Origin of the sequence: Micrococcus sp. SL257 (assembly GCF_026625585.1) — a bacterium.
GTDB classification, from domain to species: Bacteria; Actinomycetota; Actinomycetes; order Actinomycetales; family Micrococcaceae; genus Micrococcus; species Micrococcus luteus.
Genome location: NZ_CP113053.1, coordinates 1345017 through 1359200, shown reverse-complemented (window position 1 = coordinate 1359200; position 14184 = coordinate 1345017). Strand labels below are relative to the sequence as shown.

Here is a 14184-nt window from a genome sequence, read left to right as displayed (position 1 = left end):
GGCCGGCGGCGTGGGTCACCACGGCCGGTCCTGTGGATCGTCCACGAAGACGCGGTAGTCGTTCGGCTCGGCTCCGGTGGCGGGCACGTCCGCCTGGCGGAGCATGTACTCCATGATCGTGGCGGCCGCGACGGACACGTCCCGGGAGCCCTGCTTGGACGGCGGCCGATGCAGGGACACGGACACCACGAAGCGGGGGTCGTCGAGCGGGGCGACGGCGGTGAAGCCGAGGTTGTAGCCGTCGTACGTGCCGGTGTCGCTCGCAGCCTCGGCGGTGGAGGACTTGCCGCCCACGCGATACCCGGGGATCGCGGCGGCCTTGCTGGTGCCCTGCGTCACGACGGTCTCCATCATGCGGAGCATCTGCGCCGCCGTCTCCTCGGAGACCACGCGGTGGGGCTCCGCGGACGACTCCCAGCGCTTCTCCGCGCCGTCGCCGTCCACCGTGGCGTCGATCAGCCGGGCCGGGATCAGCACGCCGCCGTTGGCGAGGGCCTGATACATCTGGGCGGTGTGCAGGGTGGTCTGGGTGTAGCCCTGGCCGAAGGCCGTGGTCAGGCGCTGGCGGCCGTCCCACTGTTCGGGCGGGACGAGGACGCTGCCCGCCTGCTGCGGCAGGCCGAGGTCGATGGGCTGGCCGACCCCGAAGGAGCGCATGTACTCGTAGCGCTGCTCGTCCGTGATCTTCTCGGCGATCTGCACCGTGCCCGTGTTGTAGGAGCGCGCGTAGATGCCTGCGACGGTCATGTCGAACGTCGGGTGCGGGGAGAAGTCCCGGATGGTCTGCCCGTCGAAGTCCTGGCTGCTGGGGACGGTGAAGCCGTCCGTGGCGGTGACCTTCCCGGCGTCGACGGCGGCCGCGATCGGCAGCGCCTTGCCCGTGGAGCCCGGCTCGTACGGGGTGCTCATCACGGTGGAGGTGCGGAAGTTCCCCTCGGTGGCGTCGGGGTCGGCGGGGTCCACCGTGGTGGAGTCCGCCATGACGATCACGTCGCCCGTCTTCACGTCCATCACGACGGCGTTCGCCCACTCCGCGTCGTACTCGGCGGCGAGGGCGCCGAGGGTCTCCTGCGCGAACCACTGGGCGTCCTTGTCCACGGTCAGGCGCAGGTCGGCGCCGTCCACGGCCGGAACCTCCTCGAGCGGGGCGTTGGGGATGCGGATGCCGTCTGCGCCCACCTCGAACGTGCGGGTGCCCGGGGTGCCGGTCATGACGTCGTCCTGGCTGAGCTCGAGGCCCTCGAGGGCGGTGCCGTCACCGCCCATGAAGCCGATGATGCTGCCGGCGACCGACCCGTTCGGGTAGGTGCGGCGGTCCACCGCCTCGGAGAGCAGGCCCGGCACGTTGAGCGCCATGGCCTTGTCCCGGACCTCCGGGGTCACGGAGCGACGCACCACGGCGTACGGGCGGGAGCCGATGGTGGCCTCGCGCACCTCCTCCTCCGTCATGCCGAGCACCTCGGCCAGGCTGGCCAGGCGGGAGTCCACGTCCACGAGCACGGTCTCCCGGGCCTCGCGGTCCCATTCGTTGAAGTCCTTGACGAGGCGCTGGTCCACGACGATGTCGTAGCGGCGCACGCTGGCGGCCAGCACGTCGCCGTCGCGGTCCAGGATGGACCCGCGCTGCGGCAGGGTCTCCTGGTGGGTCAGGCGCTGGTCCATGGCCGCCGCGGCCTGCCCCGTGGGGTCGATGCCCTGCACGTAGACGAGCCGCAGTGCGAGCCCGCCGAGCAGGACGAAGACGAGCAGGAGAAGGATGCGGGTGCGCACGGCGGGGTGCCCGGGAGCGGGCCCGACCGTCGATCCGCCGCGGGGAAGGTGCGAGGCGGGACGGTCGATCAACGGTCGGCGGCGTCCTGGTCGGGGGCGGCGGAGGCGTCCTCGCCGCCGAGGGTGCGCGGTCCCTCGATCTCGTCCTGGCCGTCGCCGGCCGTCCCCTGGCGGACCGCGTCCGCGTCCGCCGGCGGCGCGACGTAGGTGGCGGAGATGTCGCCGTCCTGGGCCGCCTGGGCCTCGCCGCTGAACTGGCCCGTGCCCGCGTCCACGGAGGCGGTGCCGGCGGGGGCGACCATCCCGAGGGCGTCGGCGCGCGCGGCCAGGTTCTGCGGCGCCTCGAGGTGGCCCACCTGCTCGGCCAGCCGCTCATTGGTCTCGGTGACGGCCTGCTGCTCCTGGCGCAGGTCCAGGAGGGCGTACTGCCGGTTGGACATGGTGATGTTCATGACGAGCACCGCCGCGAGCGCGGCGAGCACCACGAGGACGCACAGCACGGTCACGCCGGAGCGGGATCGGGGCAGCGGGGCGGGCACCACCGAGAGCGGCGTGCGCTCCTGCGGAGCCGGCCGCGCGGGGGCGACGGGGGTCGACCCGGGGCGCAGCGACTCTGCGATCCGTGCGTGTGCGGCCATGCTCATCTCCTCGTGCAGCGTCATGCCGTGGTCCTGGACGTCCTGATCTTCTCAACCGCACGCACTTTCGCGGAGGAGGCGCGACGGTTCTCTGAGATTTCTTCTTCGGTGGGCTTCTCGGTGCCGCGGGTGAGCACCCGCACCACGGGTTCGTGCTCCTCCAGCACCACCGGGAACCCCGGGGGCGCCGTGGACGTGGCCCACGCGCTCAGGTGCCGCTTCGTGATCCGGTCCTCGAGGGAGTGGTAGCTCATCACCACGAGGCGGCCGCCCACGTGGAGGGCGTCGAGGATGGCGGGCACGGCGGCGTCGAGGATGTCGAGCTCCTCGTTCACGGCGATGCGCAGGGCCTGGAAGGTGCGCTTGGCCGGGTGCCCGCCGGTGGCCCCCGCGGCGACGGGGACGGCCGAGCGGATCACCTCGACGAGGCGGCCGGTGGTCTCGATGGGGGCTTCGGCGCGGGCCCGGACGATGGCCCGTGCGATGGGGCCGGCGAAGCGCTCCTCACCGTCGCGACGGATGATGCGGCGCAGCTCCTGCTCGTCCAGCTCCGCCACGAGCGTCGCGGCGGAGCGCTCGGCGGTGTCGTCCATGCGCATGTCCAGCGGAGCGTCGTAGGAGTAGGCGAAGCCGCGTTCCCGGTCGTCCAGCTGGTAGGAGGACACGCCGAGGTCGTAGAGCGCGGCGTCGACCTTCGTGACGCCCGCGGCGGCCATGGCCTCGGGCACCCGGTCGTAGGTGCCGTGGAAGGGGATCAGGCGCTCGGCGAGGGGGCCGAGGCGCTCGACGGCCATGGCCTGGGCGTGGACGTCGCGGTCGATGCCGATGACGCGCAGGTGGGGGAACCGGGTCAGCAGGGCCTCGGTGTGCCCGCCCATGCCCAGCGTGCCGTCGACGGCGACGGGCGTGCGGCCGGCCTCGAGCGCGGCCTGGACGGCGGGGGCGAGGAGGTCGACGACGCGGTCCCGCATCACGGGCAGGTGGCGGTCCTCGGGGCGCGGCTGGCCTGCGTCCACTCTCGACCTCCTGCTCACATCGCGGTCCTGGCGGACCTCGGGCGGGATCCCCATCCGTCCGCCGCCGCGCCTGGCCCAGGGGAAGACGGGTCAGGTGCGGCGGCGTCGGCTGGAGGTCTCGCTCGAGGTCGGGTGGTCATGGTCAGAAGACGCCGGGCAGGACGTCCTCGTCGGTCTCGGAGAAGGCGGCTTCCTGCTCGGCGAGGTAGGTGTTCCAGGACTCCGAGTCCCAGATCTCCACTCGCGTCCCCGCGCCGATCACGGTCACGTCCCGGTCCAGCCCCGCGTACTGCCGCAGCGGCGCCGGCACGGTCACCCGACCCTGCTTGTCCGGGACCTCGTCCGACGCCCCCGAGAGGAAGACGCGGATGTAGTCACGGGCCTGGCGGGAGGACAGTGGAGCCGACCTCATCTGCTCGTGGACCCGCTCGAACTCACGAGCGCTGAACACGTAGATGCAGCGCTCCTGACCCCGGGTCAGGACCAGCCCCTCCGCCAGCTCCTCGCGGAACTTGGCGGGGAGGATCAGCCGGGACTTCTCGTCGAGCCGGGGGGTGTACGTGCCCAAGAACACGGCAGACCCCCTGGCTCGTCAAGCGGTCCCTCCCGACCAAGGTCGGGACCCATGCTCTCTCCTTCCCTCCACATTACCCCACTTCCCTCCACCATCAACCCCGGACGCGGGTCCCGGCGCCACGGGCGTGTCGAGGCCCCCCGAGTCCGGCGCGCCATCCCGCGGGTCCCGGGGCCGGTGTCGCCGTGGAGGGACGTGGAGGACCGGTGGGCCCCGGTGGAGGGCCGCGGCGACGACGGAGCCTCGGGCAGCGGAAAGGCCCCGATCCGGAGCGGATCGGGGCCTGGAGTGGAGGATAGTGGGGGCCCGGCGGGCCAGGCGCTCAGTCGCCTCCGGCGCGCCGCTCGTCCCAGCGCCGCTCGAGGCGGCCCATGAAGTCGCCGCCTCCCTGCCGTCGCGGTGCGCCCGACCGGCGGGCCTCCGGGCCCGAGGCCCCGGAGGCGACGGCGCGGGGCCGCGTGGTCAGCAGGAAGATGCCGGCCCCGATGACGACGACGCCGAGCACGCCCAGGAGGATCGCGTGGTTGGCGACCCCGAGGACCACGACGAGCAGCCCGACCACGGCGAGGACGGCCCCGGCCACGACGCGACCCACGGGCAGCCGATGCCGCCCCGTGTCCGCCATCTGGGTGGCCAGCCGGGGGTCCTCGGTGCGCAGCTGCTGCTCCAGCTGGTCCAGCATCCGCTGCTCATGCTCTGAGAGGGGCATGGCGACTCCTTCGAACGCGGCCTCCGACACCTCCGGGACCGGGAGGGGACGCCCGCGCGTCCGACTTGCCCTCCAGGATAGGACCTGCCGCCCCACCCTAGCCAGGTGGCGACGTCGCCGGCCCCGGAACCCCTCACTCCCGGTCCGGGCCTCCGGGGCCCGGCCGCGGCGCGTCCCGGCGGGCGTCGGCGCGGGCCTCGCGTCGTCCCAGCAGCGACGCCGGCCGCACGGCCGCCGTCGGGAAGCGCCGGGCGACGGCGTCCAGGGCGGCCTCGGCACCGGCCCAGTCGCCCGCCTCCGACGCCTCGTCCTCCGTCCCCCAGGCGGGACCGCCGAAGAGCGCCTCCTGGGCCGGGGGCTGATCGGCCTCGTCCCCGAGGCGCTCGGCGCGCACGCCCACGAGCCGGATCGGATGCGGCCGTTCGGCGTGCAGCTCGTGGACGAGTCGCCGCGCCGGGCCGAGGAGGTCGTGGCCCGTGGCGGTCGGCCGGGCGAGGCGGGCGGTGCGGCTGCGGACCGACCCGTCCGGCGCCTTGAGGCGGACTGTGACCGCGCCGGCGGTGACCCCCTCCGCGCGCAGCCGGGCCGCGACCCGGTGGCACAGGCGCAGGACCTCCGGGTCGGCGCCCGCGACGTCGACGGGGTCGACGTCGAAGGTGTGGTCCGCGCCGATGCTGCGGGCCGCCGGGCGCGGGGCGACGGGGCGCGGGTCGATGCCCCGGGCGAGCGACGCCCACTCCCGGCCGGCGGCCCCGAACGACGCCTCCAGCCGCGCGGGGTCCACCCGGGCGAGGTCGCCGATGGTCGCCACCCCCCGCCGGGCGAGCCGCTCGGCCGCCTTGGGGCCCACGCCCCACAGCCGGCCCACGGGCAGCGGATGGAGGAAGTCCAGGGTGCGCTGCGGCGGCACGATCAGCAGGCCGTCGGGCTTGGCCGCGGTGGACGCCGTCTTGGCCACGAACTTCACGGCCGAGCCGCCCACGGTGCACGGCAGCCCCAGCTCGGAGCGGACGCGCTCCCGGATCAGGTGGCCGATGTGCTCGGGCGGGCCGAGCCGGCGGCGGGCGCCGGCGACGTCGAGGAACGCCTCGTCCACGCTGAGCTGCTCCATCACGGGGGTCACGTCCGCGAACACGGCCATCACCTCGGCGGAGACGGCCCGGTAGAGCTGCTGGCGCGGCGGGATGACCACGAGGGGCGGGCACAGGGCGCGGGCGTGCGCCAGGGGCATCGCCGAGCGGACCCCGTAGGCCCGCGCCGCGTACGAGGCGGAGAGCACCACGGACCGGCCGCTCGGGGCGGCGACGGCGGCGGGACGCCCCTCGAGGTCGGGCCGTTCGCGCAGCTCGACGGACAGGAAGAACGCGTCCATGTCCACGTGCAGGATCGTCGCCTCCTCGCGGGGTGCAGCGGGCGCGGTCTCGGACATGGACCGAGCCTATCCGGGACCGGCGATCCGTCGCGCGGCGCGGCTAGGGTGGGGCCATGCCCGCCGACGTCGCCGTCCCCCGCCCCCGTCCCGCCGACCAGGACCGCTTCCGCGCCGCCGTCGCCGACGCCCTCGACCGCCTGCTGGCGGAGCACCGGGACCTCGCCCGGGACGTCCACCCGCTGACGGCGCCCCTCGTGGACGCGATCGCGGACCTGACCGCGGGCGGCAAGCGCCTGCGCGCCGTCCTGGCCTGGCTCGGCTGGCGGGCGGCCGGTGGCGAGGCGGAGGACCCCCGCATCGCCGAGGCGGGCGCGGCGTTCGAGCTGTTCCAGGCCGCGGCGCTGATCCACGACGACATCCTGGACCGCTCGGACACCCGCCGCGGGATGCCCAGCGTGCACCGCCGCTTCGAGTCCCTCCACCGGGAGGCGGGCTGGCGCCACGCCGCGGAGCACTTCGGCGTCTCCGCCGCGATCCTCGCCGGCGACGTCGCCCTGGGGATGAGCGAGACGGCCTTCGCGCGTGTCCTCGCCGGCACCCCCCGGGAGGACCGGGCGCGGGCCGAGCTCGAGCGGATGCGCTTCGGGGTGATGGCGGGTCAGTACCTCGACGTGGTGGCCGAGATGGCCCCGGCGGCGCGCGGTGCCCGCGAGGCCGAGGCGGCCGCCGAGGCGGTCGTGGAGCACAAGTCGGCGCGCTATTCGGCGGTGCACCCGCTCGCCCTCGGGGGGCTGCTGGCGGGGGCGGACGACGGGCTGGTGACCGCGTTCGCCCGGGTGTCGCTGCCGTTCGGCATGGCCTTCCAGTACCGCGACGACCTGCTCGGCGTGTTCGGCGATCCGGCGACCACGGGCAAGCCCGCGGGCGACGACCTGCGGGAGGGGAAGCAGACGGTGCTCATCGCCCGCGCCGTCGAGCTGCTCGCCCCGGACGAGGCCGCCGCGCTCGACGCGGACCTCGGCGACCCGGACCTCGGCGCGGACCGGGTGGCCCACTGGCAGGCCGTCCTCGAGGCGTGCGGCGCACGCCGGGCCGTCGAAGAGCGGGTCGCGGCGCTCTCGCACGAGGCGGCCGGGGCCGTGGCGGGCCTGCTCGCGCACGGCGTCCCCGAGGACGTGAGCGCCGAGCTCACGCGGCTGATCGACGCCTACACGTCGCGCCGCCACTGAGCGGCACGGACCCCGCGGGCGGATGACCGCCCGCGGGGCCGGCTCACCAGGCCAGGGCCTGGGCGCGGCGCCGGATCTCGGTCTTCCGGCCGTCCCGGAGTGCGTCGATGGGCCGGCCGGGCAACGACTCGTCCTCGGTGAACAGCCAACGGAGGGCCTCCTCGTCGGAGAAGCCGGCGTCGGCCAGCAGCACGAGCGTGCCCTGCAGGGAGTCGAGCACGCCGGTCTCGGTGAGGAACAGGGCCGGCACGGACCGCACCGCGGGCTCGGGACGACGCACGGCCAGCAGGCGGCGATCATGCACGAGGTTGTGGACGCGGGTCACGCGCTGGTCGAGGTGTTCCGCCACGTCGGGCACGGAGAGCCACTCGCCCACGAGGGCGTCGAGCTCGGCGGGGATCGCGTCAGCGGGGACCGGGGTGTCGGAGGAAGTGGTGCTCACGGGCGCCAGCCTACGTGGCCGCCGACGGGCCCGGCCCACCGCGCCCCGGACGGCATGGATCTCGGTATGGTCACGAAGATCACATTCCGATAACATCGCCGAGGCTCCACGGCCGGGCGCCGACGTCGTCGGTCGACCGCGGGGGGCCACGGGTCCCGCCCGTCACTTCCCCGTCGTGTTCCATCCGTCCGATCCGATGCCGAGGTCTGCCGTGTCCCACACCCCGTCCGCTCCCGCCGCCTGCGCTCCGTCCTGACCGGCGGCGCGGTGCCCCTGCTGCTGCTCACCGGTCTGCCCGCCCAGGCCCACGCCCAGGAGGCTGCGGTGCACACCGTGCGCCCGGGCGACACCCTCACCCGGATCTCGGCCGCCCGCGGCGTCTCCGTCGCCGACCTGCTGCGGTTCAACGGCCTGGGCCTGGAGACCGTGCTCTACCCGGGTGACGAGCTCCGCCTGACCGGCGCGGCGGCCCCGGCCCCGGCCGTCGGGACCTACACGGTGCAGCCGAACGACGGGTGGTGGATCATCGCCCGCCGCACCGGCGTCTCCGCCGCGCAGCTGCAGCGGCTCAACGGCATGAGCGCGTCGAGCATGCTCCACCCGGGCATGGTCCTGACCACGCAGCGCACGGCCGCCGCACCGAAGACCCCCGCGTCGACCGCCCCCGCGCCGGCCTCGAAGGCCCCGGCGGCCGCCGGCGAGACGGTCCGGTACACCGTGGTCTCCGGCGACTCCCTCTGGGGGATCTCCCAGCGGTTCGAGGTCTCCATCCCCCGTCTGCGCGAGCTCAACGGCCTGACGCGGGCCTCGACGCTACACCCCGGCGACGTGCTCGTGATCTCCGACGGCACCCTCGAGGTGGAGCCGGTCTCCGCCGTCCAGGCGGTCGGCGACACCTTCCTCGGCCGCACCGACGCGCCGCACGTCACGGCCTCGGCGAACGAGAACCTGCGCCTGCTGCGCTCCGTCCCGCAGCCCACCCCCGAGCAGATGCAGCAGATCGTCCGCGAGACCGCCGAGCGGATGGGCGTGGACCCCCGCCTGGCCCTGGGCCACGCGTACACCGAGTCCCGCTTCCGCATGGCCTCGGTCTCCCCCGGCAACGCCGTGGGGGCGATGCAGGTCATCCCGATCACGGGCGAGTTCGCCTCGGAGCTGGTGGGCCGCGAGCTGAACCTGCTGGACCCCTACGACAACGCGGTGGCCGGCGTCGCGTTCATCAAGTACGTGCAGGACCGCACCCCCACACTCGATGAGGGCATCGGGGCCTACTACCAGGGCCTCGGCGGGGTGCTGGACAGCGGCCTGAACCCGGAGGCACGGGACTACGTGGCCAAGGTGCGCGCCGCCATGGCGATGTTCTGATCCGCCGGCGGCGGACCGCCCCGAGGGGGTCCGCCGCCTGTCCTACCCTGGGACGATGAGCAGCGCACGCCGGGACCCCCTCGTGGGGGACATCGTCGACGGCCGCTACCGAGTCGTCGAGCGGCTGGCCCGGGGCGGCATGTCCACCGTCTACCTGGCCGTGGACGAGCGTCTCGACCGCGAGGTGGCGCTCAAGGTCATGCACCCGCACCTGGCGGAGGACCCCGTCCTCGTCGGCCGGTTCGAGCAGGAGGCCAAGACGGCGGCGCGGCTGTCCCATCCGCACGTCGTCGCGGTCCTGGACCAGGGCCACACCGAGGCCGAGGACGGCGACGTGCTGGCCTACCTCGTGATGGAGCACGTGCCCGGCCGCACGCTGCGCACCGTCATCCGGGACCGTGCACCGCTCTCACCCCGGGAGGCGCTGCGGTTCCTGCGTCCGCTCGTCGACGGCCTGGCCGCCGCGCACCGCGCCGGGCTGGTGCACCGGGACGTGAAGCCCGAGAACGTGCTCGTCCGCGACGACGGGCGGGTGACGGTCGCGGACTTCGGCCTGTCCCGTGCCGCCACGGCCCACACCCTGGCCGGGCAGGCCGTCGTGGGCACGCCCGCCTACCTCGCCCCCGAGCACATCGCCGGGGCGCCCGCCGACGCCCGCTCCGACGTGTACGCCGTGGGCATCATCCTGTTCGAGCTGCTCACGGGCCGCCAGCCGTACACCGCGGCGACCGCGTTGCAGGTCGCCTACCGGCATGTCCACGAGCGGGTCCCCGTGCCGTCCACGCTGCACCCCGGGCTCCCCGAGGATCTCGACGACCTCGTGCTGTGGTGCACCGAGCCGGACCCGGCCGACCGGCCCGCCGGTGCCGGCGAGCTCCTGCACCGCATCGACGCCGTGGCGGCGGGCCTGGACCCCGACGAACCGGACCGCCACCCCGCCGAGGGCCCGGATGCGGAGCCGGCGGTGGGCGCCCCCGCCGCCGATGGCCCCGAGGACGCAGCCCCGGACGGGAACCTGGAGACCCGGGCCCTCGACGCCGGCGACCACCACGCGACGCGCCTGCTCCCCGCCCTGGCCGAGTCCGACCTCGACGCGGACATGACCGACGTCATCGACACCCGTGCGGCGACGCGCGGGGCCGACCGGCGGCCCGCCGCGCATCCGGCGGAGCCGATCGGCCCGCTCGGGCTCGACCCCGCTCCGGCGGACCGGCATCCGGGGCGCGAGTCCCCGCGGCGGCTGCGTCGGGCGGCCCGCCGCCCCGCCCTCGACCTCGGCCAGGGCACCGGCCGGACCGCCGCGATCGGCGCGGCCGTGACCCTGCTGCTCACCGGCGTCGCCCTGCTGCTGGGCTGGACGCTGGGCTCCGGCGGCCTCGGAGTCGGAGGTGTGGCGGTGGTCCCCGACCTCGACGGGCTGGCCCGGGAGGCGGCGGAGGAACGGCTGACCGCCGCGGGCTTCACCGCGGCGGTCACGGCCCGGCACGACGAACTCCGCACGGAGGGCACGGTCGTCGCCAGCTCGCCCGCGGCCGGGGAGCCGGCAGGGCGCGGCACCCCCGTCGAGCTCACCGTCTCCGCCGGCCCCGCGCCGGTGCCGGTGCCGGACCTGACCGGCGTCGTGATCCGGCGGGCCCACGGCGTGGCCCGGGACGCCCGATTCACCGTGGAGGTCGCGGAGCGCCGCACCGATCCCGCAGTGCCGGCCGGGGCCGTGATCGAGCAGCACCCGGCCCCCGGCGAGCAGGCGACGCCGGGCACCGCGGTCCGCGTGGTGCTCTCCGAAGGCCGCGCCGTGCGCCCGGTGCCGGACGTGACCGGGCAGGATCCGGAGATGGCGGGCACGACGCTGGCGGACGACGGCTGGGACGCCCGCGTGCATCGCCTGCCGCTGCCGCTCTCCGGCCGGGGCGAGTCCCGGGTCCTGCACCAGTCCCCCGCCGCCGGGACCGCCCTGCCCGAGGGCACCGCGGTCCACGTCTGGGTCGGCTGAGCCGGGGCGTGCCCGGCCGCGCGGTCAGGCCCGCGGCGCGCGGCGCTCGGGGTGGGAGAGGGCCTCGGTGACCTTGAACGCCATCTCCAGGGACTGCTGGTGGTTCAGCCGCGGGTCGCACAGCGTCTCGTAGCGGGCGTCGAAGTCGGCCTCGTTGATCGGGTCGGAGCCGCCCAGGCACTCGGCGACGTCGTCGCCGGTCAGCTCGACGTGCATGCCGCCCGGGTGCGTGCCGAGCTCGCGGTGCACCTCGAAGAAGCCGCTGACCTCGTCCATCACGTCCTCGAACCGGCGGGTCTTGTAGCCGTTGGCCGCGGTCACGGTGTTGCCGTGCATGGGGTCGGTGACCCACACCGGCTCCAGCCCCGCGTCCCGGACGCCCTCGACGATGCCGGGGAGCACGTCCCGGATCCGCTCCGCGCCCATGCGGGTGATGAAGGTCAGGCGGCCCGGCTCGCGCTCCGGGTCCAGCCGCTCGGCGAGCTCGAGCGCGTCCGCGACCGTGGTGGTCGGGCCGAGCTTCACGCCGATCGGGTTGCGGACCCGGGAGAGGAAGTCGACGTGGGCGCCGTCCACCTGGCGGGTGCGCTCGCCGATCCACAGGAAGTGGGCGCTCGTGGCGTAGGGGTCGCCGCTGCGCGAGTCCACGCGGGTCAGGGCGCGTTCGTAGTCGAGCAGGAGCGCCTCGTGGGCCGAGTAGAACTCGGTGCGGCGCATGGCCTCGAAGTCCACGCCCGCGGCGTTCATGAAGCGGACCGCGCGGTCGATCTCGGCGGCCATCTCCTCGTACTGGGCGTAGGCCGGGTTGGCCATGAAGCCCTGGTTCCACTGGTGCACGCTGCGCAGATCGGCGAAGCCGCCCTGGGTGAAGGCGCGGACCAGGTTCAGGGTGGAGGCGGAGGTGTGGTAGGCCTGCACCATCCGTCGGGCGTCGTGCCGGCGGGCCTGCTCGGTGAACTCGTAGCCGTTCACGATCTCGCCGCGGAAGCTGGGCAGCGTGACGCCGTCGCGGGTCTCCGTGTCCGAGGACCGCGGCTTCGCGAACTGGCCGGCGATCCGGCCCATCTTCACGACCGGCATGGAGGCGCCGTAGGTCAGCACCGCGGCCATCTGCAGGATGGTCTTCACCCGGGCGCTGATCCGGTTGGCGGTGGACCCGGCGAACGTCTCGGCGCAGTCGCCGCCCTGCAGGAGGAACGCGCGGCCCTGGGCGACGTCGGCCAGACGGGCGCGCAGCAGGTCGACCTCGCCCGCGAAGACGAGCGGGGGCAGGGCGCTCAGCTCGGCGACGGCGGCGCGGTGATCGGCCTCGTCCGCCCAGGACGGCGCCTGCGCGATCGGCAGCGAGCGCCAGTGGTCCAGGCCGGGGATGTCGGCGGCGCCCTCCGAGATGGCGGTGCCGAAGGCCAGGATCTTCTCGCGGGGGTCTTCAGTCATGTGCACCAGGCTAGGGGCCGCGTGCCGCGCCCCGGTCTGAGCGTCCCCGGATGACGACGCGCGGGCCCCGCTCAGTCGCGGGCGCGTGGCGGAGCGGCCGTACGGCCCGCCTTCACGTCCGCCGCGTAGGTGTCCACGTACTCCTGGCCCGACAGGCGCCGGATGGCCTCCATGATCTCGTCCGTCACCTCCCGCAGCACCCGGGGGTCGCCGACGGCCTCGGCACGGTCGGAGAAGTCCAGCGGCTCACCGAAGATCATGCCCAGGCGCCGGATCCGCGGCAGCACATGGCCGATCGGCTGGACCTGGTCCGTGCCGATCATCGCGATGGGCACCACGGGCGCGCCCGAGGCCAGCGCGAGCTTGGCCACGCCGATCTTGCCGCGGTGCAGCCGCCCGTCCGGGCTGCGGGTGCCCTCCGGGTAGATCCCGAGCAGCCGGCCCTCCCGCAGCGCCTCGAGGCCCGCGTCCAGCGAGCGCAGGGACGCCTCTCCGCCGGAGCGGTCCATGGGCAGCTGGTTCGCCGCCTCGAAGAACCGGCGGGTGACCCAGCCCTTCACGCCCGGGCCGGTGAAGTACTCACGCTTGGCCAGGAAGTGCACCTGGCGGTCGAGCATGGCCGGCATGAACACCGAGTCCGAGACGGACAGGTGGTTGCTGGCCAGGATCGCCGGGCCCTCGGCCGGCACGTTCCCGAGGCCCTTCACCCAGGGGCGGAACAGCAGGCGGGTGGCCGGAGCCACGGCGAACGTCTTGGCGGACCAGTAGAACGTGGACACGAGGGCCTTCCGGTCGGGGCGGTCGGGTGCCTGCCCATCGTATGGTCCGCCTGCCTTACCCTGGCACCATGCCCCGCCCCGTCGCCGTCGCCCCCGAAGACCTCCCCCTGCGCCTCATGCCCGCCGCTCCCGCCCGGCGCGACCACTGCGTCGTGCTCCTGCACGGGTTCACCTCGACTCCGGCCTCCGTCCGCGCCTGGGCCGAGGGGCTCGCGGCAGGCGGCTCCCCCGTGAGCGTGCCCCTGCTGCCGGGGCACGGCACCCGGTGGGAGGACCTCGCCGCCACCGGTGCGGACGAGATCCGCGCCGCCGTCCGGGCCGTCGTGGACCTCGAGCTCGCCCGACACGGCCGCGTGGTCATGGCGGGCATCTCGATGGGCGGCGCCCTCGCGCTCGACGCCGCCGCCCACCGACCCGTGGCCGGGGTGCTCGTGGTGAACCCCGCGCTGCGCTTCGCCAGCCCGCTCGCCCCCTTCGCCCCGCTGCTGGCCCCGTTCGTCCCCACGGTCGCCCCGATCGCGGACGACATCGCGGACCCGACGGCGCGCGAGCGCGCCTACCCCCGCACGCCGGTGGCCGGCGTCGCCGCCCTCGGCCGCATCCAGCGGGCCGCCCGCCGCGCCCTGCCGCGGATCACCGCTCCCGTGACGGTCTACCGGTCCGCCCGCGACGCCGTCGTGCCCGCCTCGAGCCACCGGACCCTGGTGCGGGGCCTGCGCCAGGCCCCCGTGGAGGTGGTGGGACTGCCCCGCAGCCGCCACGTCGCCACGCTCGACTACGACCTGCCGCTGCTGATCGACCACGGCCGGAGCGCGGTCGCCGCCATGACGACGCACTGAGTCGCGCCCGGACCCTGCCGC

Annotated in this window: 13 protein-coding genes; 4 read left to right on the top strand and 9 right to left on the bottom strand. The window is 75.0% G+C overall.

Features of this window, described 5'->3' with window-relative positions; all coding sequences use genetic code 11:
- Positions 1–15: 15 nt before the first annotated feature.
- The 6 genes from OVA32_RS06345 to dinB all read right to left on the bottom strand — a co-directional run bounded on the left by OVA32_RS06345 (position 16) and on the right by dinB (position 6136).
- Positions 16–1770, bottom strand: coding sequence for a peptidoglycan D,D-transpeptidase FtsI family protein (locus tag OVA32_RS06345; protein WP_245245376.1), 1755 nt, complete (start codon positions 1768–1770; stop codon positions 16–18).
- A 68-nt stretch (positions 1771–1838) separates the two neighbouring features.
- Positions 1839–2408 (bottom strand): hypothetical protein, encoded by a 570-nt coding sequence (locus OVA32_RS06340; protein WP_235186537.1) that lies wholly within the window; start codon positions 2406–2408, stop codon positions 1839–1841.
- Positions 2409–2428: 20 nt separating this feature from the next.
- Positions 2429–3424 (bottom strand): 16S rRNA (cytosine(1402)-N(4))-methyltransferase RsmH, encoded by a 996-nt coding sequence (rsmH, locus tag OVA32_RS06335; RefSeq protein ID WP_036384563.1) that lies wholly within the window; start codon positions 3422–3424, stop codon positions 2429–2431.
- Between the two features lie 142 nt (positions 3425–3566).
- Entirely contained in the window at positions 3567–3998 is a 432-nt protein-coding gene (gene mraZ / locus OVA32_RS06330) for a division/cell wall cluster transcriptional repressor MraZ (RefSeq protein WP_002854575.1), read from the bottom strand.
- Positions 3999–4320: 322 nt separating this feature from the next.
- Positions 4321–4707, bottom strand: a complete 387-nt coding sequence (locus tag OVA32_RS06325) for a DUF3040 domain-containing protein (RefSeq protein WP_012750919.1) — start codon at positions 4705–4707, stop codon at positions 4321–4323.
- A gap of 133 nt (positions 4708–4840) precedes the next feature.
- Complete coding sequence (dinB, locus tag OVA32_RS06320) at positions 4841–6136, bottom strand: DNA polymerase IV (RefSeq protein WP_036384565.1); 1296 nt, start codon at positions 6134–6136, stop codon at positions 4841–4843.
- Positions 6137–6192: 56 nt separating this feature from the next.
- On the opposite strand from dinB, the gene OVA32_RS06315 reads away from it, so the two are divergent.
- Complete coding sequence (locus OVA32_RS06315) at positions 6193–7308, top strand: polyprenyl synthetase family protein (RefSeq protein ID WP_036384567.1); 1116 nt, start codon at positions 6193–6195, stop codon at positions 7306–7308.
- A gap of 43 nt (positions 7309–7351) precedes the next feature.
- Here the strand turns inward: OVA32_RS06315 and OVA32_RS06310 are convergent, their stop codons facing one another.
- The gene (locus OVA32_RS06310) at positions 7352–7750 is read right to left on the bottom strand and encodes an Rv2175c family DNA-binding protein (RefSeq protein WP_044659490.1); all 399 of its coding nucleotides are present in this window, start codon (positions 7748–7750) and stop codon (positions 7352–7354) included.
- Between the two features lie 267 nt (positions 7751–8017).
- On the opposite strand from OVA32_RS06310, the gene OVA32_RS06305 reads away from it, so the two are divergent.
- Together OVA32_RS06305 and pknB are read left to right on the top strand one after the other, a co-directional pair.
- Entirely contained in the window at positions 8018–9115 is a 1098-nt protein-coding gene (locus tag OVA32_RS06305) for a LysM peptidoglycan-binding domain-containing protein (protein WP_230297513.1), read from the top strand.
- A gap of 55 nt (positions 9116–9170) precedes the next feature.
- A complete protein-coding gene (gene pknB, locus OVA32_RS06300) occupies positions 9171–11108 on the top strand; it encodes a Stk1 family PASTA domain-containing Ser/Thr kinase (RefSeq protein ID WP_237069081.1) in 1938 nt (645 codons plus the stop codon).
- A gap of 24 nt (positions 11109–11132) precedes the next feature.
- Here the strand turns inward: pknB and OVA32_RS06295 are convergent, their stop codons facing one another.
- Entirely contained in the window at positions 11133–12545 is a 1413-nt protein-coding gene (locus OVA32_RS06295) for a class II 3-deoxy-7-phosphoheptulonate synthase (RefSeq protein ID WP_036316682.1), read from the bottom strand.
- Between the two features lie 71 nt (positions 12546–12616).
- Complete coding sequence (locus OVA32_RS06290; protein WP_036384573.1) at positions 12617–13324, bottom strand: lysophospholipid acyltransferase family protein; 708 nt, start codon at positions 13322–13324, stop codon at positions 12617–12619.
- A gap of 68 nt (positions 13325–13392) precedes the next feature.
- Between OVA32_RS06290 and OVA32_RS06285 the strand changes: the two genes are divergently transcribed.
- A complete protein-coding gene (locus OVA32_RS06285; protein ID WP_036316677.1) occupies positions 13393–14163 on the top strand; it encodes an alpha/beta hydrolase in 771 nt (256 codons plus the stop codon).
- Positions 14164–14184: the final 21 nt, after the last annotated feature.

Excerpts from the sequence above, each read along its gene's own strand:
- pknB (WP_237069081.1), top strand. The coding sequence starts at position 9,171 with ATGAGCAGCGCACGCCGGGACCCCCTCGTGGGGGACATCGTCGACGGC.
- OVA32_RS06325 (WP_012750919.1), bottom strand. The coding sequence starts at position 4,707 with ATGCCCCTCTCAGAGCATGAGCAGCGGATGCTGGACCAGCTGGAGCAG.
- OVA32_RS06315 (WP_036384567.1), top strand. The coding sequence starts at position 6,193 with ATGCCCGCCGACGTCGCCGTCCCCCGCCCCCGTCCCGCCGACCAGGAC.
- OVA32_RS06340 (WP_235186537.1), bottom strand. The coding sequence starts at position 2,408 with ATGGCCGCACACGCACGGATCGCAGAGTCGCTGCGCCCCGGGTCGACC.
- OVA32_RS06285 (WP_036316677.1), top strand. The coding sequence starts at position 13,393 with ATGCCCCGCCCCGTCGCCGTCGCCCCCGAAGACCTCCCCCTGCGCCTC.
- dinB (WP_036384565.1), bottom strand. The coding sequence starts at position 6,136 with ATGTCCGAGACCGCGCCCGCTGCACCCCGCGAGGAGGCGACGATCCTG.
- OVA32_RS06295 (WP_036316682.1), bottom strand. The coding sequence starts at position 12,545 with ATGACTGAAGACCCCCGCGAGAAGATCCTGGCCTTCGGCACCGCCATC.